The sequence below is a fragment of the Arthrobacter sp. 05T444 genome (assembly GCF_056395905.1).
Genome location: NZ_JBFTKK010000006.1, coordinates 45,948 through 72,457 on the forward strand (window position 1 = coordinate 45,948; position 26,510 = coordinate 72,457).

The 26,510-nt window shown below is 66.1% G+C and carries 24 protein-coding genes and 1 pseudogene; 5 read left to right on the plus strand and 20 right to left on the minus strand.

What is annotated here, in order from left to right; all coding sequences use genetic code 11:
• Positions 1–36 precede the first annotated feature (36 nt).
• Complete coding sequence (locus AC1DD3_RS07650; protein WP_476875505.1) at positions 37–1,827, minus strand: glycerol-3-phosphate dehydrogenase/oxidase; 1,791 nt, start codon at positions 1,825–1,827, stop codon at positions 37–39.
• A gap of 137 nt (positions 1,828–1,964) precedes the next feature.
• On the opposite strand from AC1DD3_RS07650, the gene AC1DD3_RS07655 reads away from it, so the two are divergent.
• On the plus strand, positions 1,965–2,927 hold the full coding sequence (locus tag AC1DD3_RS07655) for a sugar-binding transcriptional regulator (protein WP_230119674.1): 963 nt from the start codon (positions 1,965–1,967) through the stop codon (positions 2,925–2,927).
• Here the strand turns inward: AC1DD3_RS07655 and AC1DD3_RS07660 are convergent.
• On the minus strand, positions 2,889–3,413 hold the full coding sequence (locus tag AC1DD3_RS07660; protein ID WP_230119675.1) for a DUF6176 family protein: 525 nt from the start codon (positions 3,411–3,413) through the stop codon (positions 2,889–2,891). The genes AC1DD3_RS07655 and AC1DD3_RS07660 overlap by 39 nt on opposite strands.
• 132 nt (positions 3,414–3,545) lie before the next feature.
• Between AC1DD3_RS07660 and AC1DD3_RS07665 the strand changes: the two genes are divergently transcribed.
• From AC1DD3_RS07665 to AC1DD3_RS07675, 3 genes are read left to right on the plus strand one after another with little or no spacing between them, the layout of a single operon-like run.
• Positions 3,546–4,415: an aldo/keto reductase gene (locus AC1DD3_RS07665; protein ID WP_230119676.1), complete on the plus strand. Its 870-nt coding sequence runs from the start codon at positions 3,546–3,548 to the stop codon at positions 4,413–4,415.
• 14 nt (positions 4,416–4,429) lie between these two features.
• A complete protein-coding gene (locus tag AC1DD3_RS07670) occupies positions 4,430–5,359 on the plus strand; it encodes an alpha/beta fold hydrolase (protein ID WP_230119677.1) in 930 nt (309 codons plus the stop codon).
• The gene (locus tag AC1DD3_RS07675; protein ID WP_230119678.1) at positions 5,356–6,441 is read left to right on the plus strand and encodes a glycosyltransferase family 4 protein; all 1,086 of its coding nucleotides are present in this window, start codon (positions 5,356–5,358) and stop codon (positions 6,439–6,441) included. Before AC1DD3_RS07670 ends, AC1DD3_RS07675 begins: the two co-directional genes overlap by 4 nt.
• On the opposite strand, the gene AC1DD3_RS07680 is transcribed toward AC1DD3_RS07675, so the two are convergent.
• The 13 genes from AC1DD3_RS07680 to pyrR form a co-directional block, all read right to left on the minus strand.
• Entirely contained in the window at positions 6,438–8,585 is a 2,148-nt protein-coding gene (locus AC1DD3_RS07680; protein WP_476881419.1) for a primosomal protein N', read from the minus strand. The genes AC1DD3_RS07675 and AC1DD3_RS07680 overlap by 4 nt on opposite strands.
• 114 nt (positions 8,586–8,699) lie before the next feature.
• Entirely contained in the window at positions 8,700–9,935 is a 1,236-nt protein-coding gene (gene metK, locus AC1DD3_RS07685; protein ID WP_230119679.1) for a methionine adenosyltransferase, read from the minus strand.
• A 76-nt stretch (positions 9,936–10,011) separates the two neighbouring features.
• Positions 10,012–11,274 (minus strand): bifunctional phosphopantothenoylcysteine decarboxylase/phosphopantothenate--cysteine ligase CoaBC, encoded by a 1,263-nt coding sequence (gene coaBC / locus AC1DD3_RS07690; RefSeq protein ID WP_230119680.1) that lies wholly within the window; start codon positions 11,272–11,274, stop codon positions 10,012–10,014.
• Between the two features lie 41 nt (positions 11,275–11,315).
• Positions 11,316–11,576 carry a DNA-directed RNA polymerase subunit omega gene (gene rpoZ / locus AC1DD3_RS07695; protein ID WP_090581074.1) on the minus strand — a complete coding sequence of 87 codons (261 nt, stop codon included), beginning with the start codon at positions 11,574–11,576 and terminating at the stop codon, positions 11,316–11,318.
• A gap of 39 nt (positions 11,577–11,615) precedes the next feature.
• Positions 11,616–12,188 (minus strand): guanylate kinase, encoded by a 573-nt coding sequence (gmk, locus tag AC1DD3_RS07700; RefSeq protein ID WP_230119681.1) that lies wholly within the window; start codon positions 12,186–12,188, stop codon positions 11,616–11,618.
• Positions 12,189–12,232: 44 nt separating this feature from the next.
• Positions 12,233–12,550: an integration host factor, actinobacterial type gene (gene mihF, locus AC1DD3_RS07705; RefSeq protein WP_230119682.1), complete on the minus strand. Its 318-nt coding sequence runs from the start codon at positions 12,548–12,550 to the stop codon at positions 12,233–12,235.
• A gap of 92 nt (positions 12,551–12,642) precedes the next feature.
• Entirely contained in the window at positions 12,643–13,509 is an 867-nt protein-coding gene (gene pyrF, locus AC1DD3_RS07710; RefSeq protein WP_230119683.1) for an orotidine-5'-phosphate decarboxylase, read from the minus strand.
• Positions 13,502–16,816 carry a carbamoyl-phosphate synthase large subunit gene (gene carB / locus AC1DD3_RS07715; RefSeq protein WP_230119684.1) on the minus strand — a complete coding sequence of 1,105 codons (3,315 nt, stop codon included), beginning with the start codon at positions 16,814–16,816 and terminating at the stop codon, positions 13,502–13,504. Before carB ends, pyrF begins: the two co-directional genes overlap by 8 nt.
• Positions 16,816–18,135 (minus strand): glutamine-hydrolyzing carbamoyl-phosphate synthase small subunit, encoded by a 1,320-nt coding sequence (gene carA / locus AC1DD3_RS07720; RefSeq protein ID WP_476881362.1) that lies wholly within the window; start codon positions 18,133–18,135, stop codon positions 16,816–16,818. The genes carB and carA overlap by 1 nt, the downstream gene beginning before the upstream one ends.
• Positions 18,116–18,637, minus strand: coding sequence for a PH-like domain-containing protein (locus tag AC1DD3_RS07725; RefSeq protein WP_230119686.1), 522 nt, complete (start codon positions 18,635–18,637; stop codon positions 18,116–18,118). Before AC1DD3_RS07725 ends, carA begins: the two co-directional genes overlap by 20 nt.
• On the minus strand, positions 18,637–20,040 hold the full coding sequence (locus AC1DD3_RS07730; RefSeq protein WP_230119687.1) for a dihydroorotase: 1,404 nt from the start codon (positions 20,038–20,040) through the stop codon (positions 18,637–18,639). Before AC1DD3_RS07730 ends, AC1DD3_RS07725 begins: the two co-directional genes overlap by 1 nt.
• A complete protein-coding gene (locus AC1DD3_RS07735; RefSeq protein WP_476875509.1) occupies positions 20,040–21,035 on the minus strand; it encodes an aspartate carbamoyltransferase catalytic subunit in 996 nt (331 codons plus the stop codon). The genes AC1DD3_RS07730 and AC1DD3_RS07735 overlap by 1 nt, the downstream gene beginning before the upstream one ends.
• Positions 21,032–21,616 carry a bifunctional pyr operon transcriptional regulator/uracil phosphoribosyltransferase PyrR gene (pyrR, locus tag AC1DD3_RS07740; protein ID WP_230117997.1) on the minus strand — a complete coding sequence of 195 codons (585 nt, stop codon included), beginning with the start codon at positions 21,614–21,616 and terminating at the stop codon, positions 21,032–21,034. The genes AC1DD3_RS07735 and pyrR overlap by 4 nt, the downstream gene beginning before the upstream one ends.
• Positions 21,617–21,785: 169 nt before the next feature.
• On the opposite strand from pyrR, the gene AC1DD3_RS07745 reads away from it, so the two are divergent.
• The gene (locus AC1DD3_RS07745) at positions 21,786–23,054 is read left to right on the plus strand and encodes a PrsW family intramembrane metalloprotease (protein ID WP_230117998.1); all 1,269 of its coding nucleotides are present in this window, start codon (positions 21,786–21,788) and stop codon (positions 23,052–23,054) included.
• A 96-nt stretch (positions 23,055–23,150) separates the two neighbouring features.
• On the opposite strand, the gene nusB is transcribed toward AC1DD3_RS07745, so the two are convergent.
• From nusB to AC1DD3_RS07770, 5 genes and pseudogenes are all read right to left on the minus strand, one after another.
• Positions 23,151–23,561 carry a transcription antitermination factor NusB gene (gene nusB / locus AC1DD3_RS07750; protein WP_056635239.1) on the minus strand — a complete coding sequence of 137 codons (411 nt, stop codon included), beginning with the start codon at positions 23,559–23,561 and terminating at the stop codon, positions 23,151–23,153.
• Positions 23,561–24,124: an elongation factor P gene (gene efp / locus AC1DD3_RS07755; RefSeq protein WP_230117999.1), complete on the minus strand. Its 564-nt coding sequence runs from the start codon at positions 24,122–24,124 to the stop codon at positions 23,561–23,563. The genes nusB and efp overlap by 1 nt, the downstream gene beginning before the upstream one ends.
• A 157-nt stretch (positions 24,125–24,281) precedes the next feature.
• The gene (locus AC1DD3_RS07760) at positions 24,282–24,800 is read right to left on the minus strand and encodes a tetratricopeptide repeat protein (protein ID WP_230118000.1); all 519 of its coding nucleotides are present in this window, start codon (positions 24,798–24,800) and stop codon (positions 24,282–24,284) included.
• Positions 24,800–25,888, minus strand: coding sequence for a 3-dehydroquinate synthase (gene aroB, locus AC1DD3_RS07765; protein ID WP_476875510.1), 1,089 nt, complete (start codon positions 25,886–25,888; stop codon positions 24,800–24,802). The genes AC1DD3_RS07760 and aroB overlap by 1 nt, the downstream gene beginning before the upstream one ends.
• A 110-nt stretch (positions 25,889–25,998) precedes the next feature.
• Positions 25,999–26,493, minus strand: a pseudogene (locus tag AC1DD3_RS07770) (shikimate kinase); the annotation flags it as partial.
• Between the last annotated feature and the right edge of the window lie 17 nt (positions 26,494–26,510).

The window sequence follows — 26,510 nt, forward strand, 5'->3', positions numbered from 1 at the left end:
CCTTGCGCCCGGGCTGCCCTGCCCGGACACCAGGTCTTAGGCGACCAGGCTGTGGACCTCGACGCCGTGGTTTCGCTTGAGCACCTCCTGCGCGTGGTGGATCTCCGCGGCGCGGTCCGCCGCATCCCAGCCGAGCGGCTCGGCCAGCAGGTCTGCGACCTCGTTCAAAAGCTCACCGGTGACCAGTCCGCGGAACGCGAGGGAGGTCCGCCGGATCAAGACATCCACGAGGTGGCCAATCTGCTCGTTGGCTGCCATGAATTCCAGTTCGCGGACGCTGAGCTCGCGGGTGGAATGCAGCAGGCTGTCCGGGCCGGCGTCGAGGTGGCGGATGACTTCCCCGGCACGCGTGCCGTACCTGGTGAGGAGTCCGGACACCCTGTCGGCGTCGCGTGAGCCGTTCATATGGGCCTTGATCCACTGCTGGATTCCCGCGTCCGTGTCCGGGAAGCCGGCGCCGCCTCCGATGGCGAGTTTCGCCGTCGAGACCTTCCGTTCCATGCCCAGTTCGGCGAGGACATCGTTGCTCAGGTGCTCGGCCAGCGCCCGGAACGTGGTCCATTTGCCGCCCACAAGACTGAGTACGACGGCGCCGCTGCCGCCGGCTTCCGGCGTCCGCCGTTCGATGCGGTAATCGCGGGAAACGAAGCCGGGCTGGGTGGCGTCGTGCTTCGGCAGGGGGCGGACCCCCGAGAAGGTGTAGACGATCTGGTCCCGGTTCACCGCGATGTCCGGGAAGACATGGCCTATGAGGTCGAAGAAGTAGTCAATCTCGGCTTCAGTGCAGACGGCATCCTCGGACATGTCGGCGTCGACGTCGGTAGTGCCCACCAGGACGCGGTCTCCCATGGGGTAGATCAGCACAATCCGGCCGTCCGTGTGTTCAAAGAAGATTTCGCGGCCGTTGCATGCCGCCAGCAGGCCCGGGTGGTCAAGGACGATATGTGATCCCTTGGTGCCGCCCATGAAGGATGACGCGGCGCCCATCGCCTGGTTGGTGAGGTCGACCCAGGCCCCCGTGGTGTTGATGATGACGTCCGCGGTGAAGTCGAAGACTTCCCCGGTCAGCTCGTCGCGCAGCTCCACCGTGCTGGACCCGGGGGCGTTGCCCTTGACCGATGCCAGGGAGAGGTAGTTGCTGGCACGGGCGCTGCCCGCCGCCTCCGCTGCGCCAGCTTTCTCGCCGTCCTGGAGGACGTCGAGAGTGAGGCGTTCGGGGTTGTGGACGGAGGCGTCGAAGTAGGTGGCCGTGTATTTGACGCCGGGGTGCAGCAGGGGAAGTTCGGCCAGCGCTTTCTTGCGCCCGCGGAACTGGTGGCGGGGGACGCTGCCTCCGTCGCGGGAAAAGGAGTCGTACAGGCTGAGCCCAAGCTTGATGAGGAAAGCACCGCGCTCCTTCGGTTTGCCCTGCTGCTTGTGGGTGAGGAAGCGCAGGGGTGCGGCGAGAACTCCGGAGAAGGTGCTGAATATCGGAATGGTGGTCTGCAGCGGCTTGACGTAGTGGGGCGCGATCCGCAGAAGGCGGTTGCGCTCCACCACGGATTCCTTCACGAGACGGAACTCGCCGTTTTCGAGGTAGCGAATGCCGCCGTGGATCATGTGCGAGGATGCGCCACTGGCGCCCTGGCAGTAGTCGCCGCGTTCCACCAGCGCCACGTCCACACCCTGAAGGGCGAGATCGCGGAAGGTGCCAACGCCGTTGATGCCGCCGCCGACGATCAGAACGCGGGCGTTGGGCCGCTGCCGGAGGCTTGCCACAGAGGCACGTGCTTCAGTGCCCCCTCCGCTGGATTTGAACGGATGGCCGGGTGAATCCTTGAGTCCCAAAACTGCTCCTTTGGGTTTGGTCCTTGGGCTGATCTAAGCGGCACGCCGTAAGGGCGCGCCGCCTTTCACCACTATTCTTCGAAGTAATGGAAAATGGAGTCAAGCACTATGCACAAACGTGCAGAACGGAAAGTGACATGCCGCGTCCCCGCCATTCCGAAGCCCTCCGGGCTGCCCAGCTCTATTACCTCCAGGACCTCACCATGGACGCCATCGCGCGGGAACTTCGGACGTCCCGGTCCACGGTGTCGAGGCTCCTTTCAACAGCCCGCGACACGGGACTGGTCCAGATCCAGATCCGCAGCCCGCTGGACACCGGGCCGGAATTGGAGCGGCTGATCCGGTCCCAGTACAGGGTGGATGTGCACGTGGTGCCCGTGCTGGACACACTGAATGAGGCGGAAACACTGGACCGCGTGGCCATGCAGGCCGCCCGGACCATCGGTCCACTCGTGGATTCAAATGCGATCATTGGCGTCGCCTGGGGCAGCACGCTGAGCGCCGTGAGCAGGCACCTGACCCGAAAGATCACGCACGACACCGTCGTCGTGCAGCTGAACGGGGCCGGCAACATGCAAACCACAGGCATCACTTATGCCAGCGACATCATGCGCCGCTTCGGCAGTGCCTACGGCGCCCGGGTGGAACAGTTTCCGGTACCGGCTTTTTTCGACCACGCAGCCACCAAGACGGCCATGTGGAATGAACGGAGCGTGCAGCGCATCCTTGACCTGCAGGCACGCATGAGCATCGCCATTTTCGGTGTCGGATCCGTGGACGCGGACTATCCCAGCCATGTTTACGCCGGAGGCTACCTCGACGAGGACGACCTGAACGTCCTCGCCAGCTCCGACGTGGTGGGCGACGTTGCCACCGTCTTCTTCCGGGCCGACGGTTCCTCGGACGGCATCACGCTGAACGAACGGTCCACCGGGCCCTCGCTCGACCAGCTGCGCCAGGTGCGCCGGCGGATCTGTGTGGTGTCCGGCGCATCCAAAATCAACGGGCTCCGCGGCGCCCTGGCCGCCGGCCTCGCCACCGACCTGATCCTCGACGAGGCGTCAGCCCGCCGGCTTGTCAGTTTCGACAGCGGAAACTGACCCGCACTGGGCACAGGAGCCCTGGCCAGCTGACTCCGTTGTACCGGTCCGTCCCCATTCCGTCATCGCTTCTCGCAGATGGTTGGGGGTGAGCATAAATTTGGGCGTCAGTTCTTCCCAGCCGCGCTGCTTTACCCGTCGGCTGTACGCCGCATGCTCGGCATCAATGGGAATCGACTCATCGAAACCGCCGCCGCCGGCCCCCATGAGGCTCAGGTGATAAATCCAGACTGAGCCGTCCGCCTCGGTATGGCGAAACGTCGCTTCGAAGACCGCACGTTCGGCCGGCAGCGCAGGCAGGTTCTCGTCATAGCGATCGTTGAGCATCTGCATCCACTGCTCAAACTCGTCCTCCTTGCCCGGAATGACCGGGGCCCGGCTGAGCTCGAGGCGCAATCCTTGCGGAACCGAGGACGGCATTCGGTGACCCTCGAATCCAAACCGGGGCACTGGCGTGAACGGGATATGCGGTACTGGCTCGGTCATGCCTTCATCGTCACATACGGGTCCTGGCCGGATCCCGAAATGTCCTGTTTCCGGGGCATATTCCCGCCCGTGGCACGCTTTAATTTCGCCTCCTCTGCTGTCATCCGGAGCCATATCGGTAGAGTCATAGCCATGAATACCTCACCCCGGCTCAGCCTGAACAACGGCGTGCTGATCGACCAGTTGGGCTACGGGCTCTACAAGGTCCCGCGGGAGGACACTCCGAGGCTGGTGGCCACGGCCCTCGAAGCGGGATACCGGCATTTCGACACGGCGGCGATGTACGGCAATGAATCCGGTGTGGCACGCGGAATCGTTTCGCTGTGCGGGGTGGAGGCTGCCCCGGGCGGATCAGGCGAATCCGCTCCGCCAACCTCCAGGGAAGACCTGTTTATCACCACGAAGGTCTGGAACGATGATCAGGGCTACGATGCCACGCTGCGGGCCTTCGACACCTCAATGATCAACCTGGGCCTTGAATACGTGGACATGTACCTCATCCACTGGCCCTGCCCCAAGCGGGGACTGTTCCAGGAAACGTACCGAGCGCTGGAAACGCTCTACCGCGAGGGCAAGGTGCGCGCGATCGGCGTTTCCAACTTCCAGCCGCAGCATCTGGACCGGCTGCTGGAGACAGCAGAGGTGGTGCCCGCAGTCAACCAGATTGAGCTTCATCCATGGCTTCAGCAGGGAGAACTGAGGGAAAAGCACCGCGAGCTGGGCATTCTTACGGAAGCATGGAGCCCGCTGGGCCGCGGTCAGGTCCTGGAGGATCCCGACATCCTGGCGCTCGCAGCCGAACACGAGGTGACGGCGGCCCAGATCATTCTGCGGTGGCACCTGCAGCTGGGCAACATCGCCATCCCCAAGGCAAGCTCCTGGGACCGGATAAGGGAGAACCTCGATATCTACAGGTTCGAACTGTCCGCCCTGGACATGGCGGACATCGCCGGCCTGGACCGCGGCCACCGCACCGGCTCCCACCCCGACAACGTCAACTAGGATCACCCCAGCACATGAGAACAGCAGACTCCGAGCCGTCAACCACGCCGTCCTTCTTCAGCAGTAGCCTTGCTGCCCGGACCAGGGCATCGGACGTCGGTCTCCGCGGCGGCACTGTGGCGTACTGGACCTACGAGCCGGTGCGGACAACACCGGAAACACGCACCATCCTCGTCATCCACGGCTTCCGCGGCGATCACCACGGGCTGCTGCGCGTGGCGGACCAGCTGCCCGACATGCGCCTGATCATGCCGGACCTTCCCGGGTTCGGCAGCTCTGAGGCATTTGTCGACGGCGAACACAGTGTCCGCCGCTACGGACAGTTCATCGGCGATTTCATGGAAGCTCTCGGCCTGGGGCCGGACACCGTCCTGCTGGGGCACTCATTCGGTTCCATCATCGCAGCCCACTTTGTAGCCGATCACCCGCAGGCGGTCCGCCCGCTGATACTGGTCAATCCCATTGCAGCACCAGCCCTGGAGGGGCCCAAGGGCCTCATGACCCGGCTGGCGGTGCTGTATTACCGTGTCTCTGCCCGGCTCCCCCACACCCTGGGGCTGCTCCTGCTGCGCAGCCGGCTCATCGTCAGGGTCATGAGCGTGGCCATGGCGAAAACCAAGGACAAGGAACTCCTGCGCTTCATCCACGGCCAGCACCATGCCTACTTCAGCGCGTTCGCCAACCGCGAGAGTCTGCTGGAATCCTTCACGGCGTCCGTCAGCAGCAACGTTTCAGAGGTGGCCGCAAAGCTGACGCTGCCCGTACTTCTCGTGGCCGGAGAAAAGGACGAAATCGCCCTGCTCCGTGACCAGCACAAACTCGCCGCTCTCCTTCCGGACGGAACGCTGGAGGTGATCCCCGGCGTCGGGCATCTGATCCACTACGAAACCCCGGAACCCGCCGCAGGATTCATCCGCCGTTTCCTTAAGGACCACGCCGCGTGAAAATTGTCATCGACGCCCGCTTCACGCGGACGGACCACCATGACGGCATCAGCCGCTACGGCGCCAGCCTCATCGCCGCTGCCTCGAAAATCGCGGACGTTTCCATGCTCATCAGCGATCCCAAGCAGCTGGCCCTGCTGCCGGACGTGCCGTACACCCTGATCAACAGCCCGCTTTCCCCCGCTGAACTCTTTGTGGCCAGCAAGGTCAACGAGCTGGGCGCCGACGTGGTGGTCTGCCCCATGCAGACCATGGGCACGTGGGGCCGCAAGTACGGGCTGGTGCTCACGTTGCACGACATGATCTATTACGAGCACCCGGCGCCGCCGGGCTTCCTGCCCGCTCCGGTCCGGATCCTGTGGCGGCTCTACCACAAGGCATTTTGGCCCCAGCGGCTCCTGCTCAACCGGGCGGACGTGGTGGCCACCATCAGCCGCACCACAGAAGCCCTCGTGGCCAAGTACCGGCTGACCAGCCGCCCGGTGCGGATTGTCAGCAACGCGCCGCAGCCGGCCCAAGAGCCCCGCGACCCGACGGCGGGGGCTGAGAAGACGCTGCTCTACATGGGCTCGTTCATGCCGTACAAGAACGTTGAGACCATGCTGGCCGGCATGGCCGAACTTCCTGAGTACACGCTGCACTTGCTGAGCCGGGTCACTCCGCAGCGCCGGGCCGAGCTGGAGGCCCTCATCCCGGCGGGTGCGAAGGTGGTCTTTCACAACGGCGTGACCGACGACGAATACACCGGACTGCTCAAACGGACCACCGCCCTCGTCAGCCTCTCGAAGGCGGAGGGGTACGGCCTGCCGCTGGTTGAGGCCATGTCACTGGGCACGCCGGTCATTGCCAGCGACATTCCGATCTTCCGCGAGGTGGGTGCCGACGTTGCCACTTATGTGGATCCGGATTCGGCTGCTGCATTTGCCGCCGCGGCCCGCGGCCTCGACGACGACCGGCACTGGCAGGAGGTGTCACGGCGCTCGGTGGAACGGGCCAACGATTTCAGCTGGGACGCCTCCGCGCGGCAGCTCGTGGACGTGGCCGCGGAGGTCGTGGCTCTTCGCGGCAGGCGTACCCGTTAGAGGACGTCCACGCCGTCGAGCCGCAGCTGCACGGGATCGTCAGTGCGCTTTGCCGCGCTGGCGGCTTTTACTGATCTGAGGAGGCGGGTGACAATGCCGGCCTGACTGTAGGGAATGAAGAGGAGATTGCGGACGTCCTCGCTGGCGGCATTCGCCGCGGTCTTCCCCGCTGCCGGCTGCTGTCCAGGCAGCAGCGGCGCAGGACCGGCAACGCGCAACACCACCCCTTCCGCCGCCAGAAGCGCGGTGACTGAAGACGTGAAATGCCCGACGGCGGTGCGCCCGCCTGTCACGGAAGCGACCCTGACCGCCGGGGGAAGCAGAAGTTCGGTGCGCAGCGCCAGTTCCCGCTGCGCATAGCCGGAGGCGTCCCACCGCAGCAGCGCCCCCACAGCTGCGGTGTCGTCGGCGGTGATGACCACGATGCCGCCCTCCGTCGCAGGGCGCACCAGGGCCGCGGCGTTGAACCAGCGCCTGACGGCGTCTTCCCCGGCCCGGAGGTTTTCGCGCCTGAGGAGGGAGTCGCCGTCGAGCAGCAGGGCGGCGGCGTAGCCTCCGGCCGCAACCGGCTCGGCGCCCACGGTGGCCACCACGAGTGACCCGGTATCGGGAACGGTCGCTTTGACGTGGTCACCCGACGACGTCACGACGGCTTTGCCGGGGAAAGCCCTGCCCAGCTCCTCCGCCGTGCGGAGAACTCCGGTGGCACCGCGGCGCAGCCTCGTGTTGTTGCAATGGCTGCAGCGCCAGGCTGGTGCCGGAGTCGAACACCACCGGCACTGCGGCACGGCGGAACTGCCGGAGGCTCCGGCAATCGCCAGAGGTCCCTGGCAGGACTGGCAGCGGGCCGGCTCACGGCAGGTGTCGCACACAAGGGACGGCGCGTAGCCGGAGCGGGCGACCTGGACCAGGACGGGCCCGCGTTCCAGGCCTTCCTTGGCCGTCCGCCACGCCGCTCCGGGCAGCCGTGCGATCCGGGCCAGGGGGTCGCGCTCCTGCTCAAAGCTGTCGGCAGTATTGAGGACACGCGGAACAGTGCGTCGGACCACAGAGCGTTCGGCTTCCACGGGCATGGCCCAGCCTGCTTCCACGAGGCGCTGCGCCTCGGTGCTGCGCGTGTGCCCTGCCAGCAGGCAAGCGGCGGCGTCCTGCTCCGCCCGGAGCAGGAGCACTTCCCGGGTGTGGGCATACGGAGAACGCTGCTCGATGTGGAGGTCGTCTCCATCGTCCCAGCACACGACGAGGCCCAGGTTCCGGACGGGCGCGTAGGCCGCCGAGCGCGTGCCCACCGCGACCCCGGCGGTTCCGTTGAGGACGCGCAGGTAGCTGCGGTAGCGGGGCGTCTGGCCGTCGTCCGCCGTCAGCCGCGCGATGTCACCGGCAGGAAGGAGCTCCTCCAGGGCGGCCTGGACCCTGTCGAGGTCCCGGTAATCGGGAAGCACAACCACCGCGCCGCGTCCGGATTGCCGGACAGCCGCCACGGCCTCGGCGATGAGCCGCGGCCAGCCGTGGGGTCCGAAGCCCTGCAGGGCGCTGAGCGCCGCTCGCGGCGAGCCGCCGGCGTTCAGGTGGCGGAGGAACGCACTGCCGTTCCGGTAGTCCACCCACCCCCGACCGGGGGCGGGTGATGGCGGCAGTGACCCGGTTTCTGGCCCGGGAGCGGATTGCGGCGCAGGGGGCTCTCCGGCGGCAATCTCCTTCTCCACTTTGACCACGCGGGGCGGTATGGCTACCCGCAGGACGTCGCTGACCGTCCCCGCATACCGTGCCGCGACCCGGCCGGCGAGTTCCTGCAGGCCGGGCGTCAGCACGGCAACGGATGACACCACCTTGTGCAGCGGTACCAGATCATGGCCGGCGTCGGAGTCCGCGGTCCGCTCGAGAATATAGCCGCTGAGTTCCTGGCCGCTGAACTTCACCTTGACCCGCACGCCTGGCGTGGCTGCATCATCCAGTTCCGCGGGGACGCTGTAGTCGAAGGGCCGGTCCAGATGGGGCAGCGACGATTCAATGAGGACGCGGGCCACCGGAAGGCTGGCCGCCAGTGGCGGTCCGGTGGCAGTTCTGGAACTGGCCGGAAATCCCTGCAGCAGGGACAGCTGCTGCGGCTCGTCCGCCGCGGGTTGGACGGCGTTGAACGACATGCTGTTGGAAGCCGCTGCTTTCGAAGCCATGGCGCCTACCTCCGTCCTGTATCAACCACCAGCCAAGCACGTGGGTGCGACATTTCAGGCCACCGGCGGCTTCGGGCCAACGGCTCAGGCGTTGAAGTACGCCTTGAGGTCGTCCACGCGGTCCAGGCGCTCCCACGTGAAGTCCGGATCGTCGCGGCCGAAGTGACCGTGCGCGGCCGTCTTGGCATAGATGGGGCGCTTGAGGTCGAGGGCGTCGATGATGGCGCGGGGACGGAGATCGAAAATCTCCGCGATCGCTGCGCTGATCTTGGCCGGATCAACGGTTTCGGTTCCAAACGTCTCCACGTAAGTGCCCACCGGCCGGGCCTGGCCGATCGCGTAGGCGATCTGGATCTCTGCGCGCTTGGCCAGCCCTGCGGCCACGACGTTCTTCGCCACCCAGCGCATGGCGTAAGCGGCCGAGCGGTCAACCTTGGACGGATCCTTGCCCGAGAAGGCGCCACCGCCGTGGCGAGCCATGCCGCCGTAGGTGTCGACGATGATCTTCCGGCCCGTGAGGCCTGCATCGCCGACGGGGCCGCCGATAACGAAGGCGCCGGCAGGGTTGAGAATGTTGACCGTGCGGGAGATGTCCAGGTCCGCAAGGGCCAGCACCGGATCAATCACGTGCGACGCGAGGTCGGCCCGGAGCTGGTCGAGGCTGAATCCATCGGCGTGCTGGCTGGAGATCACGATGGTCTCAACAGAAACCGGGCGGTCGCCGTCGTAGCCGATCGTTGCCTGGGTCTTGCCGTCGGGCCGGAGGTACGAGAGCTCGCCGCTCTTGCGGACTTCGGTAAGCCGTTCGGACAGCCGGTGGGCGATCCAGATCGGCGTGGGCATGTAGGACGGCGTCTCGTCGCTGGCGTAGCCGAACATGAGGCCCTGGTCCCCGGCGCCCTGGAGGTCGTAGTCGTCTTCCTGACGGCCTTCCCGGGCTTCCAGCGAATTGAAAACTCCGCCGGCGATGTCGTTTGACTGCTGGCCGATGGACACGGACACGCCGCAGCGGGCGCCGTCGAATCCGTTGGCGGATGAGTCGTAGCCGATCCCCAGGATGGTTTCCCGGACGATCTGTGGAATTTCAACATAGGCGTCCGTGGTCACCTCACCGGCAACGTGGACCAGGCCTGTGGTGGCCATGGTTTCCACGGCGACACGGGACTCCGGATCCTTGGCCAGCAGGGCGTCAAGGATCGCATCGCTGATCTGGTCACAGATCTTGTCCGGGTGGCCTTCAGTCACCGACTCGGACGTGAAGAGCCGGAGCGGGGCGGGTACGGACCCGTGGGATTCAGGAATGTGCAGCGGTAAAGTCACTCAACTACCTTACTTGTTGGCAAACGGGCCTGCGGCAGCGTGTGTCCCCATGCTAAGGAGACGTTGCTTACGCCTGTCAGGTTCGCGGGAAGACCTTGCTCAGCTCGGCGCTGACGCGGTCAATGACGACGGCGGCGACGTCCTGCTTGGAGCCGGACGCCGACTGGGGTTCGGAGCCGGTCCGGGACAGGATGACTACTGAGTTGTGGTCCTGGCCGAAAACCTTGTCCGAACCCACATGGTTGACCACCAGGAGGTCGCACCCCTTGCGCTTGAGCTTCGCCTCCGCGTATTCGAGGACGTCGCCGTGGGCATCCCCGGTTTCGGCGGCGAACCCCACGACGAGCTGGCTGCTTCCGCCGGCGTCGCGGACCGCGACGAGTTCGTGGAGGATGTCGGGGTTCCGGACCAGTGTGATGACGGGGTCTGCCTGATCGTCCCGTTTCTTGATTTTGGTTCCGGAAATGTCCGCGGGGCGGAAGTCCGCTACCGCCGCGGCCATGATGACGACGTCGGAATCGACCGCCGCCGACAGCACGGCTTCCCGGAGTTGAAGGGCCGTTTCGACCTCCACCAGTTCCACGCCCGCCGGAGCAGGCACTTCCATGTGGGCGGCTATCAGCCGCACGGCGGCTCCGGCGTCCCGGGCTGCAGCGGCCAGCGCGACGCCCTGCTTTCCGGAGGAACGGTTGCCCAGGAACCGCACGGGGTCCAGGGGTTCACGGGTGCCGCCGGCGCTGATGGTCACTGTCCGCCCGGCGAGGGGGAAGAGCGGAGCGTCAGCCACGCCAGTGCCGTGGGGGGCTTCGTGCAGTCCGTGCGCCAAGGCCATGGCCGCTTCGAAGATTGCCTCCGGTTCCGGCAGGCGGCCGGGGCCTGAGTCGGAACCTGTCAGCCTGCCGCTGGCCGGCTCCAGGACGGTGACGCCTCTGCTGCGCAGGGTTTCCACGTTGGCCTGCGTGGCGGCGTGCTGCCACATTTCCGTGTGCATGGCCGGGGCGAAGAGCACGGGCCCGCCAGCCATCAGCAGCGTGTTGGTGAGGAGGTCGTTGGCCTGTCCGGTTGCGGCGCGGGCCAGAAGGTCGGCGGTGGCCGGGGCTACGACGATCATGTCCGCCTCATGGCCGAGCCTGACATGGTTCACCAGATGGACGTCGTCAAAGACGCTGTTGCTGACCGGATTTCCGGAGAGCGCCTCCCAGGTGGCCACACCGACAAAACGGGTGGCCGACTCGGTGGGGATGACGGTGACGTCATGGCCGGCTTCAGTAAAAAGCCGGAGGAGCGATGCCACCTTGTAGGCGGCAATCCCTCCCCCGACTCCGAGGACTATGCGCACGTGACCTCCGTCAACAGGCAGTCTGTTTTACTCTGCGGAAGTTACTCGGCAGCTTCGATCGGTGTGGAGACCAGCTTGCCTTCGTTGATCTCGCGCAGCGCGATGGACAGCGACTTCTCGTTCAGCTTGGTGTCAACGAGGGGGCCGACGTACTCAAACAGGCCCTCGTGCAGCTGGGCGTAGTAAGCGTTGATCTGACGTGCACGCTTGGCACCGAAGATCACCAGACCGTACTTGGAATCGGCAGCCTTCAGCAGCTCGTCGATCGGCGGGTTGATGATGCCTTCAAGGTTCGTGGACACGAATTCTCCAAATTCTAACGGGCTGGCACGATCCGGCGCCTAGCGCTGGTTCGGGGTCAGCCCCATGAGTGAAACAAGCTCGTCCGCTGCCCGTCGAACGTCATCATTGATGACCGTGTGATCGAACTCCGGCTCAGCGGCAAGTTCTAGTTTAGCGGTTTCCAGCCTGCGCTGCTGTTCCTCGGCGCTTTCGGTGCCGCGGCCCACCAGGCGGCGCACCATTTCGTCCCACGTGGGGGGTGCCAGGAAGACGAACTGTGCGTCCGGAACGGCTTCCTTGACCTGGCGTGCGCCCTGCAGGTCGATTTCGAGCAGGACTGAACGTCCTTCGGCGATTGCCTGGTCTACCGTGCTCTTCAGCGTGCCATAGGTATTCTGTCCATGCACGACTGCCCATTCCAGGAATTCGCCGGCGGCCACCAGGGACTCGAACTCCTCCTTCGACTTGAAGAAGTAGTGCACCCCATCGACCTCTCCGGGCCGCGGAGCGCGGGTGGTGGCTGAAACGGACAGCCAGACCCCGGGGTAGTTGTCGCGGATATAGGTGGACACGGTGCCTTTGCCAACAGCCGTAGGACCTGCGAGGACTGTCAGTCCGGGTTTCTTGCTCACGTATTCCTTTTGGGCGGTCTTCAGATGACTCTGTTCGGATGGATCTATTTCTCGTTCATAAAATCTACCAGCGCCCGGCGCTGGTGCACGCCCAGTCCCCGCACCCGCCTCGAAGCCGCGATGCCTACGGCCTCCATGATCGCCGCTGCCCGGACCTTTCCGATCCCGGGCAGGGCCTCGAGCAGCTCGGAGACACGCATCCGGGCAATGGCCTCCTCGCTGCCTCCCGAGTCCAGCACCTCTGCGATGGACAGGTCACCGGTTTTCAGCCTCTCCTTGGCAGCGGCCCGGGCGGCCCTCGCTGCGGCGGCTTTTTTCAGCGCATCAGCGCGTTCCTGGGCTGACAAGGGTCGCAAGGTCACGGTGATCCCCCGGGGGTAGCCAATGGATCCACGGCCGAGGCCGTTGGACTTGTCCTTGAACCTACTCCTCGGCGGCTGCAGAAATCAATGGACTATGCGGCGCGGAGACCGTCCAGCGTGCGGGCGGCAGCATCAGCCAGATCCCGGACACCGGGACCCGCCTTGAGGATGTCCCGGCTGGACGTCCCCAACACCTGCGGATAGGCGGTGCCGAAGGTCTTCCGGAGATCTGCAGGCGTGGCACCCTGGGCACCCAGGCCCGGGGCCAGAATGGGTCCACGGACTGCTCCGAGGTCAAGACCGAGGTCCGTGAGGGCCGATCCCACCGTGGCGCCCACTACGAGGCCGACGGAACCAAGCGTTGCCCCATACCGCGTATTTTCGGCGGCGGCTGCCTGCACGATCCTGCGGGCGACGGAGTCGCTGCCGCCCACGTGCTGGACCGAGGCCCCCTCCGGGTTGGAGGTCAGGGCCAGGACAAACACGCCGCGGCCGTACTCCGCCGCGAGGTCCAGGGCGGGGCGGAGTGACTCGAACCCGAGGTACGGACTCAACGTCACGGAGTCCGCGGCGAGGGACGAGCCGTCCCGAAGCCAGGCGTCGGCGTATGCGGCCATGGTGGAGCCGATATCGCCGCGCTTGGCATCAGCGATGCTCAGCACGTCGGCCCCCGCCGCTGCCTCCAGCGTCCGCTCCAGGGCGGCCATCCCGGCGGAGCCGTGTCGCTCGTAGAGCGCCACCTGCGGCTTCACCGCGGCAGCGAGGGAACCCACGGCCTCCAGGACTGTCAGTGAAAAGCGCTCCAGGCCCGCGGCGTCGTCGTTCAGTCCCCAGGCCTGCAACAGCGCCGGGTGCGGATCGATGCCGACGCACAGGGGCCCGCGGTCGGCCATGGCCTGGCCCAGCCGGGAGCCGAAGGACTCCCGGCCGGGCGTGGCTGCTGCCTCTGGCTCAGGCATTCTGCGCTGCCGCGTTCTGTGAAGCCACCAGGGCGGCGGCGTGCTCCTGCAGGCTGGTTACGGACCATTCGTAGGTGCGCAGCGCCTCGATGGCCTGGACGGCCGCGTTGAATTCGGCCACCGTGGTGATGCACGGGATGCCGATGGACGTGGCCGCGGCACGGAGTTCGTAGCCGTCGCTGCGGGCTTCGCCGCCGGACGGGGTGTTGAACACCATGTCGATTTCGCCGGCGATGACGAGGTCGGCGATGGTGCCTTCGCCCTCGGCGCTGCTGCCCTCGGCAACCTTGCGCACCGGGGTGGCCTGGATGCCGTTGCGGCGCAGCACGTCGGCCGTTCCGCCGGTGGAGACGATCTCGAAGCCGAGGTCGGACAGGCGCTTGACGCCCATTATCACCGAACGCTTGTCCCGGTTGGCCACGGAGACGAAGATCTTGCCTTCCGTGGGCAACGCGTTGTTCGCGGCTGCCTGGCTTTTGGCGAAGGCGGTGTCGAAGTGCTTGTCGATGCCCATGACTTCGCCAGTGGAGCGCATTTCCGGGCCGAGCAGGGAGTCCACGACCTTGCCTTCGGGGGTGCGGAAGCGGCTGAACGGCAGGACTGCCTCCTTGACCGAGACGGGCGCGTCCAGCGGCAGGGTGGAGCCGTCACCGGTTTCCGGCAGCATCTTGTAGGCACTGCGGAGCTGGTTAATGGTGACGCCGGTGCCGATGAGGGCTGCGGCCTTGGCCATCTGCACGCCGGTGGCCTTGGACACGAACGGCACGGTCCGCGAGGCGCGCGGGTTGGCTTCCAGCACGTACAGGACGTCCGACGCCAGCGCGAACTGGATGTTGATGAGGCCGCGGACGCCGACGCCTTCAGCGATGGCGCGGGTGGCCGTGCGGACGCGTTCCAGCACGTTGTTGCCGAGGGTAATCGGCGGCAGGACGCAGGCTGAGTCGCCGGAGTGGATGCCGGCCTCCTCGATATGCTCCATGATGCCGCCAAGGTACATGTCCTTGCCGTCGAACAAGGCGTCGACGTCGATTTCAACGGCGTCTTCCAGGAACCTGTCGATCAGCACCGGGTGGTCCGGGGTGATCTCCGTGGCGTTGGCGATGTACCGGGACAGGTTGGGCTCGTCATAAACGATCTCCATGCCGCGGCCGCCCAGGACGTACGACGGACGGACCAGCACGGGGTAGCCGATTTCGTCTGCGATCTTCTTGGCGTCCTCGAAGGACACGGCCGTGCCGTTCTTCGGGGAAATGAGCCCGGCTTCGTCCAGTACCCGGGCGAAGGCGCCGCGGTGCTCGGCAAGGTCGATCGCTTCCGGCGAAGTGCCAAGGATGGGCACGCCCGCGTCCGCCAGCTGCTGGGCCAGCTTCAGCGGGGTCTGTCCGCCGAGCTGCACGAACACGCCCATCACGCCGCCGGTGCGCTCCTCTGCGGCGATGACCTCAAGGACGTCTTCCAGGGTCAGCGGCTCGAAGTACAGGCGGGTGGAGACGTCGTAGTCGGTGGAGACGGTTTCCGGGTTGCAGTTGACCATGACGGTCTCGTAGCCGGCTTTGCGCAGCGCCATCGAGGCGTGGACGCAGGAGTAGTCGAACTCGATGCCCTGGCCGATGCGGTTGGGGCCGGAGCCGAGGATCAGGATGGACGGCTTGGCGTGCAGCGCAACCTCGTCCTCCTCGTCGTAGGACGAGTAGTGGTACGGGGTGTAGGCGGCGAACTCGGCGGCGCAGGTGTCCACGGTCTTGTAGACCGGGCGGATGCCCAGGGCCTGGCGGACTCCGCGGACCACGGCTTCGGAGTTGTGCGTGAGGGCGCCGATCTGCTCGTCCGAGAAGCCGTGGCGCTTGGCCCGCTGGAGCATCTCCACGGTCAGGGCACCGGACTGGCGGATCTCGCGGGAGATCTCGTTCAGCAGCTGGAGCTGGTCCAGGAACCAGGGATCGATCTTGGTGGCCTCGTAGAGTTCCTCGACGCTGGCCCCGCCGAGCATGGCGCGCTGGACCTGGTGCAGGCGGTCCGTGGTGGGGCGCTTGGCCTTTTCGATGAGCTCCGGGATTTCCCATTCCGGGACGGAGCTGAAGTCAAGCTGCGAGCCCTTCTGCTCCAGCGACCGCAGCGCCTTCTGGAGGGCCTCGGTGAAGTTGCGGCCCATGGCCATGGCCTCGCCCACGGATTTCATGGTGGTGGTCAGCGTGTTGTCGGCGGCCGGGAACTTCTCGAAGGCGAACCGCGGAACCTTGACCACCACGTAGTCCAGGGTGGGTTCGAAGGACGCGGGCGTCTTCTGCGTGATGTCGTTGGGGATCTCATCCAGCGTGTAGCCGAGGGACAGCTTGGTGGCGATCTTGGCGATGGCGAAGCCGGTGGCCTTGGAGGCCAGGGCCGAGGAGCGGGACACGCGCGGGTTCATCTCGATGACCACCACGCGGCCGGTGTCCGGTTCGATGGCGAACTGGATGTTGCAGCCGCCAGTGTCTACGCCCACTTCGCGGATGACGGCGATGGAGATGTCGCGCAGCCGCTGGTATTCACGGTCCGTGAGGGTCAGTGCGGGGGCCACGGTGATGGAGTCGCCGGTGTGGACGCCTACGGGATCGAAGTTCTCGATGGAGCAGACGACAACCACGTTGTCGTTCTTGTCCCGCATCATTTCGAGTTCGTATTCCTTCCAGCCGAGGATGCTCTCCTCGAGCAGCACCTCGCTGGTGGGGCTGTACTGCAGGCCCTGGCCGACGATCCGGCGCAGGTCGTCTTCGTTGTAGGCGAGGCCGGATCCCAAGCCGCCCATGGTGAAGGACGGGCGGACCACCATCGGGTAGCCCAGGTCTTCGGCTGCCTTCAGTGCCTCGTCCATGGAGTGGATGATGTGGCTGCGGGCGGACTCGGCGCCGCAGCGCTCCACCACGCCCTTGAACTTCTCGCGGTCCTCGCCGAGTTCGATCGCCGCGATGTTCGCACCGATCAGTTCCACGTTGTACTTCTCGAGAACGCCGTTCTTGTCGAGCGCAATGGCCGTGTTGAGGGCCGTCTGGCCGCCCAGTGTGGGCAGCACGGCGTCGGGCCGCTCCTTGGCGATGATCTTCTCGACCACCTCGGGGGTGATCGGCTCAATGTACGTGGCGTCGGCGAACTCGGGGTCCGTCATGATGGTGGCCGGGTTGGAGTTGACGAGGATGACGCGCAGGCCCTCCTCCTTGAGGACGCGAAGGGCCTGGGTGCCGGAGTAGTCGAATTCGGCGGCCTGGCCGATGACGATCGGGCCGGAACCGATGACCAGGACGCTCTTAAGGTCAGTTCTCTTAGGCATTACTTCTTGTCCTCAGTGTTGTTGTCGATCGGGTTGTGCTGTCCCTGGGCGGGGTGCGCGGCGTCCACGGGTTCACCGGAGAGTCCGGCGGTCTTGCCGTCCCGTGTGCCTTCCATCAGGTCAATGAAGCGGTCGAACAGGTAGGCGGCGTCGTGCGGGCCGGCTGCTGCCTCCGGGTGGTACTGGACCGAGAATGCCGGGATGTCGAGGCACGCGAGCCCTTCCACGACGTCGTCGTTCAGGCTGATGTGGCTGACCTCGACCCGGCCGTAGCGCTCTTCGGGCGCCGCGGTGGGACCGTCGAGCGGCGCGTCGACGGCGAAGCCGTGGTTCTGCGAGGTGATTTCCACTTTTCCGGTGCGGCGGTCCATGACCGGCTGGTTGATGCCGCGGTGGCCGTAGCGGAGTTTGTACGTGCCGAAGCCAAGGGCCCGCCCCAGGATCTGGTTGCCGAAGCAGATGCCGAAGTAGGGCAGCTTCTCGTCCAGCACCGAGCGGAGCAGCTTCACCTGGTTGTCTGCCGTCGCGGGGTCGCCCGGGCCGTTGGACATGAAGAAGCCGTCCGGGTTGACGGCTTTGACGTCCTCCATGGTGGCGGTGGCGGGCAGGACATGGACGCGGACGCCGCGCTCGGCGAAGCGGATCGGCGTCATGGCTTTGATGCCGAGGTCGATCGCCGCGATGCTGAACCGGGGGTCGCCGTCCCAGCCGTGTTCCTTGGGCTCGACGACGTAGGCTTCGTCGATGCTGACCTCTTCGGCCAGCCGGGCGCCTTCCATCGGCGCGCTGGCGAGCACGGCGTCCACCAGTTCCTTGTCGGTGGCCTGCGCTGCGCCGCCAGAGAAGATGCCGGCGCGCATGGTCTTGTGTTCGCGCAGGTGGCGGGTGATGGCGCGGGTGTCCACACCCTGGATGCCGACGATGCCCTGCTCCACGAGTTCATCGTCCAGGCTGCGCTCAGAGCGCCAGTTGGACGGGCGTCGCGCGGCGTCGCGGACGATGTAGCCGGCCACCCAGATCCGGCGCGACTCGGCGTCTTCGCTGTTCACACCGGTGTTGCCGATGTGCGGCGCCGTCTGCACCACCAGCTGCCGGGCGTAGGACGGGTCCGTGATGGTCTCCTGGTAGCCGGTCATGCCGGTGGCAAACACCGCCTCGCCGAGGGCGGTGCCCTGGGCGCCGTAGCTCGTGCCGCGGAAGATGCGGCCGTCTTCGAGGACCAGGGCAGCCGGGGTGGAACTTGCTGCTTGAGGCGCAGTACCTGCGTTTGCTGTCACTTTGTTGGTGTCCGTCACTGTATTACTTTCCACTATGGGCATCTGCCTGAGGGCCTGCGGAGATCAATTCCTGAAGTGTTTGGAGGAGGGCCGGTTTGTCCGCGGCCCTCCGGGTGCGGAAGCCGGTGTCCAGTTCGTGCTGTCCGAGCGTCCAGCTCAGCACCAGCAGCCCGTCTTTCTCGACGAACTTGCCGGCCATGCCGCTGTCCTGGCGGACGCCTGACAGACTGGCCGCGGGGATGAACAGCGGCCCGGCTCCGGACCGCTCAAAGAGCACACCCTCCGGGTGGACGGTGAGTTCCGCGTTCGTGCGGATGCCGAGTCCGTGCACGGCGATCCGGTCCAGCCAGTCGCCGGCCGTGGTGGACGCGACGTACTGGCCGTCCGCGGCTGCAAGCGGCATGCTCAGGTCGGCCGGAACGGGGGGCAGCTGTTCGACGTCGGACTGGCGCCGCAAACGGTTCCGCCACCCGATGCCGATCAGGACCAGCACAAGGGCGATGAGCGGCAGCGTGGTGACCAGCGTCAGGGTCTTATTGTCCATCAGTACGCGCCCACCGGCGCTGTGGCGGCGTCGGCCGGGTAGCGGTAGGGGGTGTTGAGCTTGCCGTCCAGGACGGTGGGGTGGCCCTTGAAGAACGTGGCCACGACCTTGCCCGGGAGCTCCATGCCGCGGAACGGCGAGTTGCGTCCCATGGTGGCCATGGCGGACGGGTCCACGGTCCAGCGCGCGGCCGGGTCCACCAGGATGATGTTGGCGGGCTCGCCTTCCTCCAGGGGGCGGCCCTGGTCCGCCAGGCGGCCGATCCCGGCCGGCGCAATGGAGGTCGCCCTGGCGAAATCAGCCCAGGTCATGAGGCCGGTCTCGATCATGGCGTGCTGGACGACGGACAGGGCGGTCTCCAGCCCGGTCATGCCCATTGCCGCCTGCGCCCACTCGCATTCCTTGTGTTCGCTCGGGTGCGGAGCATGGTCGGTGCCCACCACGTCGATGGTCCCGTCGGCGAGGGCGGCGCGCAGGGCCTGGACGTCGGCGTCGGTCCGCAGCGGCGGGTTGACCTTGTACACGGGGTCGTAGCTGCGGACCAGCTCGTCGGTGAGCAGGAGGTGGTGCGGGGTCACTTCGGCGGTGACGTTGATGCCCCGGCCCTTGGCCCAGCGGATGATCTCCACGGACCCAGCGGTGGACACGTGGCAGACGTGGAGGCGGGAGCCCACGTGCTGGGCGAGCAGGACGTCTCGGGCGATGATGCTTTCCTCGGCGACCGCCGGCCAGCCCGTCAGCCCGAGGACGGCGGAGACTTCGCCTTCGTTCATCTGGGCGCCGGCGGTGAGGCGGGGTTCCTGCGCGTGCTGGGCCACCACGCCGTCGAACGCCTTGACGTATTCCAGGGCGCGGCGCATCAGGACGGGATCATGGACGCAGATGCCGTCGTCGGAGAACATGCGGACCTGGGCGCGGGAGTCCGCCATGGCGCCGAGTTCGGCCAGCTGCTCCCCGGCAAGGCCAACTGTGACGGCGCCGACCGGACGGACGTCCACCCAGCCGGCGGCGCGGCCCAGGCTGTGGACCTGCTCCACCACTCCGGCCGTGTCGGCAACGGGGGTGCTGTTGGCCATGGCATGTACGGCGGTGAAACCGCCCAGTGCCGCCGCCCGGGTTCCGGTCTCGACGGTTTCGGCGTCTTCGCGGCCGGGTTCGCGGAGGTGAGTGTGGACGTCGACCATGCCCGGCAGCGCGATGAGGCCGTCGGCATCGATGACGGTGGCGCCGTCGGCAGTGTCTGTCTCCGACAGGTCCGTGCCGCGCGCGGTGATGACGCCGTCGCGGATGAGCAGGTCCTCGGCTCCGGCTCCGAGGATGGCCGCTCCGCGGATGAGGTAGGTTTCGCTGCTTCCGGCGGTGGCGTTGCTGTTGGCGCCGTTGTCGGCAGATTGTTCAGCCATTACTTGCTCTCTTTCAGGGTGGCGGCTGGTTCGCGGGTGTCCCCGGAGAGCAGCAGATACAGGGCGGCCATGCGGATGGACACGCCGTTCCGGACCTGGGCGAGGACGGTGGAACGTGGCGAGTCGGCGGCGGCGGCGGAAATTTCCAGCCCGCGGTTCATGGGACCGGGGTGCATGATGATGGTGTCTTTGAGGCCCAGGCTGTCCAGCGCGCGGAGCCGGTTGTCGTCAAAGCCCCAGCGGCGCGAGTACTCGCGGGTGGAGGGGAAGAACGACGCATTCATCCGTTCGCCCTGGACCCGGAGCATCATCACGGCGTCAACGCCCTTTTCGAGCGTTTCGTCCAGGTTGTAGCTGACCTTGCACGGCCACTTGTCGACGCCGATGGGCAGCAGGGTGGGCGGGGCAACGAGCGTCACCTCGGCGCCGAGCGTGCGCAGCAGCCAGACGTTGGAGCGCGCGACACGGGAGTGCAGGACGTCTCCTGCGATGGCCACGCGCATGCCCTTGAGGTCCGCGCCGGCGGACGGCAGCCCGGCGAGTTTTGCCCAGTGCCGGCGCATGGTGAAGGCGTCCAGCAGCGCCTGCGTGGGGTGTTCATGCGTGCCGTCACCGGCGTTGATGACGGCAGCGTCGATCCAGTCGGTTGCAGCGAGCCGGTGCGGCGCGCCTGAGGCCCAGTGGCGGATTACGACGGCGTCAGCGCCCATCGCGGACAGCGTCTGGGCGGTGTCCTTGAGGGACTCCCCCTTGGACACCGACGATCCCTTGGCGGCGAAGTTGATGACGTCCGCGGAAAGCCGTTTGGCGGCTGCCTCAAACGAAATGCGGGTGCGCGTGGAGTCCTCGAAGAAGAGGTTGACCACGGTGCGGCCACGCAGGGCAGGAAGTTTCTTGACCTCGCGGTCGCCGACGGCCGCCATCTCCTCGGCGGTGTCGAGGATGCGGACGGCGTTGGAGAGGCTCAGGTCCTCGGTGGACAGCAGGTGCTTCATGCGCCGGCCTCGATGACCACTTCATTGACAGCCTGGCCGTCAATGACGTCGGTTTCCTCGAGGCGGACCCGGACTTTTTCGGCGGAGGAGGTGGGCAGGTTCTTTCCCACGTGGTCAGCCCGGATGGGAAGCTCCCGGTGCCCTCGGTCGATCAGCACGGCCAGGCGCACAATGCGGGGCCGGCCCAGGTCAACCAGGGCGTCCAGGGCGGCGCGGATGGTGCGGCCCGAGTACAGAACGTCATCGATCAGGACTACGACCTTGTTGTCGATGCCGGTCCGCGGCAGTTGCGTATGGTGCGGCGGCCTGGTGGGCTGGTGGGAGAGGTCGTCGCGGAACATGGTGACGTCGAGCTGTCCGACGATCGCGGAAGCGTCCACAGCCGGATCCGCGGCGGCGATCTTTTCGGCGAGCCGGACTGCCAGCGGATAGCCGCGGCGCGGGATGCCCAGCAGCACCAGGTCCTGCGAACCTTTGTTGGCCTCGAGGATCTCATGGGCGATACGAGTGAGTGCACGGTCAATGTCCGCCTGGTTGAGTACAACCCTGGCCGGTACCGGTGCCTGTGTGACAGGAGTCAACGCTCGTCTCCCCTTTCCCCGCCTCACGGGACGGAATTAAAAAAGGAACATTTGCCTTCCAAAATTACCACACGGGGCGTTCCAGCATTGCCCGGGCAGAGGGCGTCTTCGGTCACATCCGGCGCAGGGGCCTTTGGCGAGGCGGGCGCCGCCATTTAGGCTCATGACTATGTCGATGAACCCGCAGCAGCCTGCTCCCGGACCTTCAGGTGCCCGCCCCGGCGACCCGGAGTGGCAGTTCCACGAGCAGACCAACCCCAGCTGGATGGGGCACGTGCACCAGCAGAACTACAGGCCCGCGCCCGGGCACAGCGGCGGGTCAGTGGTCCAGGTCATCCCGGAGGCGGCATCCACCGTCGCCGCCCGCCCGTCGTCAGGGGTTCTCGCCCTGGTCCTGGGCGGAGGGGTCCTCGCCTTCGTCAGCCTTTTCCTGGTTGTACCTTTCCTGCTGGCCAACACGGGAGTCACCGGCTTCGTGACCGGGTTCGTCGCTTCACTGATTCCGCTCGGCGCAGTGCTGTTTTCCGTGTACCTCATCGACCGCTGGGAACCGGAACCTAAGCGGCTGCTCCTTTTTGCGTTTACGTGGGGCGCCGCCGTGTCCATCGCAGTCACACTGCTGATCCAGCCGGTCTTCGCGCTTGCGGCCCCGTACTCCGATGAAGCATCCTTCCGCGACTTCATGACCACCGTCCAGGCGCCGATTGTGGAGGAATTCGCCAAATCCCTTGGCCTGCTGCTCCTGCTCCTGCTGGCACGCAAGAACTTCGACGGTCCCGTGGACGGCGTGGTTTTCGCCTTCACCATCGCCGGGGGCTTCGCCTTCACCGAGAACATCCTCTACTTCGGCCGGGCCATTGCCGAATCCAGTACGCCCGGGACGGACCTCGCCCAGATCTTCTTCCTTCGCGGCGTCATGTCGCCCTTCGCCCACGCCATCTTTACTGGCACCACCGGCCTGATCATGGGCTTCGCCGCCCGCCGCTGGCATCCTGGCGTCTCCGTAGCCGCCTTCGTGGTGGGCCTGATTCCGGCCATGGTGCTGCACAACCGCTGGAACAGCATGGGGCAGGACTTCCTGGCCCAATATGTGCTGGTGCAGGTCCCGATCTTCCTGCTGGCGGTGGCGTGCATCGTGATGCTGCGGGTCGCCGAGACGCGCCTCACCCGGCAGCGCCTGCTCGAGTATTCCGCCGCAGGCTGGTTCACCCCGGCCGAAGTGGGGATGCTGGCCACCGCAGGAGGCAGGCGCCAGGCGGTGCGTTGGGCCGGCTCATACAACCGCGGTCCCCAGATGAAGGACTTCGTTAAAGCCGCAACACGGCTCGCCTTCACCCGCCAGCGGATCCTCAGCGGCAGGGATGTCCTGGCCCACCAGCAGGACGAACTGCAGCAGCTGCGCGAACTGGTCGCGTTGCGCGCCGCCGTCGGGCAGTAAGAAAACGGCCCGGCAATAAGACCGCACCGCGACGGGGAGCAAAAAAGCCCCGGCCAAATGGCCGGGGCTCTTGCTGTCTGCGGACCGCGCGTCGGGTCAGGCCAGCAGCGAGGGCTTCAGCTGCTGGAGGCGTCCGAGAAGGCCGTTGATGAACGACGGCGACTCGTCCGTTGAGAGCGTTTTGGCCAGTGCGACCGCTTCGCTGACGGCTACGCCGTCGGGGACGTCGTCGTTGTACAGCAGCTCCCAGGTGCCGATCCGCAGGATGATGCGGTCCACGGACGGCATGCGCTCCAGGGTCCAGCCCTGCGAGTACGTTTCGAGGAATTCATCGATGGCAGGCTGAAGCGAAACCACGCCTTCGACGATTTCAAGCGTGTAGGGGTTGACGATCTGGTCGGTCCTCTCGCGCCGCGCGCGAAGCACGTCGAAGGCGGAGACGGATCGCTGTTCCGCCTCGAAGAGGACATCAAGGGCCCTGTTACGGGCTTTACCGCGTGCGCTCACTACTCGCTGACCCTGCCCAGGTAGCTGCCGTCACGGGTGTCGACCTTGACCTTGGTGTTGTTCTCGACGAACAGCGGCACCTGGATCTCGTAGCCGGTTTCGAGGGTGGCCGGCTTGGTTCCGGCGGAGGAGCGGTCGCCCTGCAGGCCCGGCTCGGTGTAGGTGATTTCGAGGACAACGCTCGGCGGCAGTTCGATGTAGAGCGGGTTGCCTTCGTGGATGGCGATGTTGACCATCTGGTTTTCCAGCATGAAGTTGGTGGCGTCGCCCACCGTCGCGCCGGAGACTGTGATCTGGTCGTAGTCCTGGGTGTCCATGAAGACGAAGTCCGCACCGTCCTGGTACAGGTACTGGTAGTCGCGGCGGTCCACCGTGGCGGTTTCGATCTTGAGGCCCGCGTTGAAGGTCTTGTCGACCACCTTGCCGGACATGACGTTCCGCATCTTGGTGCGCACGAACGCCCCGCCCTTGCCCGGCTTGACGTGCTGGAACTCGATGATGTTCCAGAGCTGGCCCTCAAGCTTCAGGACGGTTCCGTTCTTGATGTCGTTTGTGGTTGCCACTGGTTTCCTCTGGTTTCTATGTGACTGCTTCTTGCTGCCAGCCGGTTATGCCAAGCAGGCATGCCGAACGGCCCGCCAGCGTGTATTTATCAAAAATCCAAGAACCATTCTAGCGGAATTGCGGGCGGGCTCGTTCGGTCCGGTCTTCGGGCGTCCGTCAGGAGGCCAGTTCAAGGACGTCCCGCGCCCTCTGCAGCGCCACAGTCGACGAATAGATGAGCGCCGCGTCGGCCGACTCCGCGACCCGCAGGTCCAGTGCCCGGGCGAATGACTCCACGGCCGCCCCGACATGGCCGGAGACGAAGTGGGTCCTGCCGAGGTACTGGTGCACGAGTGCCTCGTTGGGCGTTCCGTGCACTTCCGCCAGAAGCTGTTTGAACAGCTCAACGGCCCGGTCATGACGGTGCGAGACGCGTAATACTTCAGCCTCGAAGGCCCGGAGCCGGAACGATTCGGGGTCCTTGTACCGCGCCTCGGCCAGCAGCTCGGCGGCGTCGGCGGCATGGCCCTCCACAAGCAGGACGAAGACACGGTCTGCGGGATCGGTGGACGCCTCAAGCGCTGCCGCGCACGCCTCGGGGCTGGTGATCTCCGGAATGAGGGATTCCGGGTTGATCCTGATTCCAGGGAAGCCCCCGTCCGGCCATTCAATGGTTCCGCCGCTGATGTCGCCCATCAGGACGCAATCTCCTGGTAGGCGGCAAAGAGCAGGGACGTATCCGGGACGTCGAGGATGCCGGGCTTTCCGACGCCGTCGAGCACCACGAAGCGGAGCAGGTCGCCGCGTGACTTTTTGTCGCGGCGCATGCCGTCCAGCAGGCCCTGCCAGCGGTCCCGGCGGTACGTCACGGGCAGCCCGAGGGACTCGAGGATGGTCCGGTGCCGGTCGGCGTCGGCATCGCTCAGCCTTCCCACGCTGCGGGACAGCTCAGCGGCGAACATCATGCCCACCGACACCGCGGCGCCGTGGCGCCAGGAATACCGCTCCACGAGTTCGATGGCGTGGCCCAGGGTATGGCCGTAGTTCAGGATTTCGCGCAGCCCGGATTCCTTCAGGTCCTCGGACACGACACGGGCCTTGACGGTGATGGCGCGTTCAATGAGTTCTCGCAGCGTGTCCGACTGTGGGTCCGTGACGGCTTCGGGGTGCTGCTCCACGAGGTCCAGGATGGCCGGATCAGCGATGAAGCCGCATTTGATGACCTCCGCCATGCCGGAAATGATCTCGTTCTTCGGCAGCGTGTTCAGGGTGTCCAGATCGGCAAGGACGGCTGCCGGCGGGTGGAAAGCACCCACAAGATTCTTTCCTTCGGCCGTGTTGATGCCGGTCTTGCCGCCCACGGAGGCGTCAACCATGCCCAGCAGGCTGGTGGGCATGTGGATGACCTTGACGCCCCGGAGCCACGTCGCGGCAACGAAGCCTGCGACGTCGGTAACCGCCCCTCCGCCCACCGATACAACGGCGTCCGAGCGGGTGAAGTCGTTCTGTCCCAGCACCTGCCAGCAGAACGCGGCCACCTGGATGTGCTTGCCTTCCTCGGCATCGGGGATTTCAGCTGTCAGGGCCGTGAATCCCGCTGCCGCCAGCTCGTCGCGGACGGTGTCTCCCGTGAGCCGCAGGGCCCGGGGGTGGATGACCAGGACCCGCCGTACCCGCTCACCGAGCAGTTCCGGAAGGGTGCCGAGCAGGCCGCGGCCGACTACGACGTCGTAGTTGTCCCCGGCCGATTCGCCGGTGACCTTGATGACCGTTGATTCGCTCACTTTTCAACTTCCTGTTTCGCGGCCGCGGTGTCGCCGGCCGCCGTCGTCGCGGCTGCGTCCGCCGCGGTTATGTTCTCCGGGGCGGGGTTTTCCGCAGCCGGATCTTCTGTTTGGGCCCCTTCGGCGAAGGCACGCAAGGCCGCTTCCAGCCGGCGTCCCAGCTCAGGCACTGAACCGCGCCGGACGTCCAGGACAATGTTTGCAAGGCGCTCATAGACGGGCTTCCTGGTGGCAAACAGCACCTTCCAGCGGTGGATTCCGTCGCCGGCGAGAAGTGGGCGGACAGAGTTTCTGGCGATCCTCGCGGCCACGGTCTCGGCGTCGCATTCGAGGTAGACCACCGTGCACCGCCCCAGCAGCTGCTGGGTTCCGGAGTCCAGCACCGAGCCGCCGCCAAGTGAAATCACCGTGGCTGTGCCGGCCGCTTCCTCGACCACGCGGGCAACCGTCCGCGCCTCAATTTCCCGGAACGCCCGCTCGCCGCGGCCCGCGAAGATGTCAGCGATGGAACCATGGTTCTCAACGATGACGGCGTCCGTGTCCACAAAGGGGGCGCCAAGCTGCTGTGCCAGCTGCTGCCCGATCGCCGACTTGCCAACCGCCATGGGTCCAATGAGCACAA

Coding starts and splice junctions, on each gene's coding strand:
- AC1DD3_RS07655 (WP_230119674.1), top strand. CDS start 1,965: ATGCCGCGTCCCCGCCATTCCGAAGCCCTCCGGGCTGCCCAGCTCTAT.
- AC1DD3_RS07725 (WP_230119686.1), bottom strand. CDS start 18,637: ATGGACAATAAGACCCTGACGCTGGTCACCACGCTGCCGCTCATCGCC.
- AC1DD3_RS07735 (WP_476875509.1), bottom strand. CDS start 21,035: ATGAAGCACCTGCTGTCCACCGAGGACCTGAGCCTCTCCAACGCCGTC.
- AC1DD3_RS07760 (WP_230118000.1), bottom strand. CDS start 24,800: ATGGGCGACATCAGCGGCGGAACCATTGAATGGCCGGACGGGGGCTTC.
- carA (WP_476881362.1), bottom strand. CDS start 18,135: ATGCCCATAGTGGAAAGTAATACAGTGACGGACACCAACAAAGTGACA.
- AC1DD3_RS07670 (WP_230119677.1), top strand. CDS start 4,430: ATGAGAACAGCAGACTCCGAGCCGTCAACCACGCCGTCCTTCTTCAGC.
- AC1DD3_RS07660 (WP_230119675.1), bottom strand. CDS start 3,413: ATGACCGAGCCAGTACCGCATATCCCGTTCACGCCAGTGCCCCGGTTT.
- carB (WP_230119684.1), bottom strand. CDS start 16,816: ATGCCTAAGAGAACTGACCTTAAGAGCGTCCTGGTCATCGGTTCCGGC.
- AC1DD3_RS07665 (WP_230119676.1), top strand. CDS start 3,546: ATGAATACCTCACCCCGGCTCAGCCTGAACAACGGCGTGCTGATCGAC.
- AC1DD3_RS07745 (WP_230117998.1), top strand. CDS start 21,786: ATGTCGATGAACCCGCAGCAGCCTGCTCCCGGACCTTCAGGTGCCCGC.
- AC1DD3_RS07680 (WP_476881419.1), bottom strand. CDS start 8,585: ATGTCGTTCAACGCCGTCCAACCCGCGGCGGACGAGCCGCAGCAGCTG.
- AC1DD3_RS07730 (WP_230119687.1), bottom strand. CDS start 20,040: ATGGCTGAACAATCTGCCGACAACGGCGCCAACAGCAACGCCACCGCC.
- pyrF (WP_230119683.1), bottom strand. CDS start 13,509: ATGCCTGAGCCAGAGGCAGCAGCCACGCCCGGCCGGGAGTCCTTCGGC.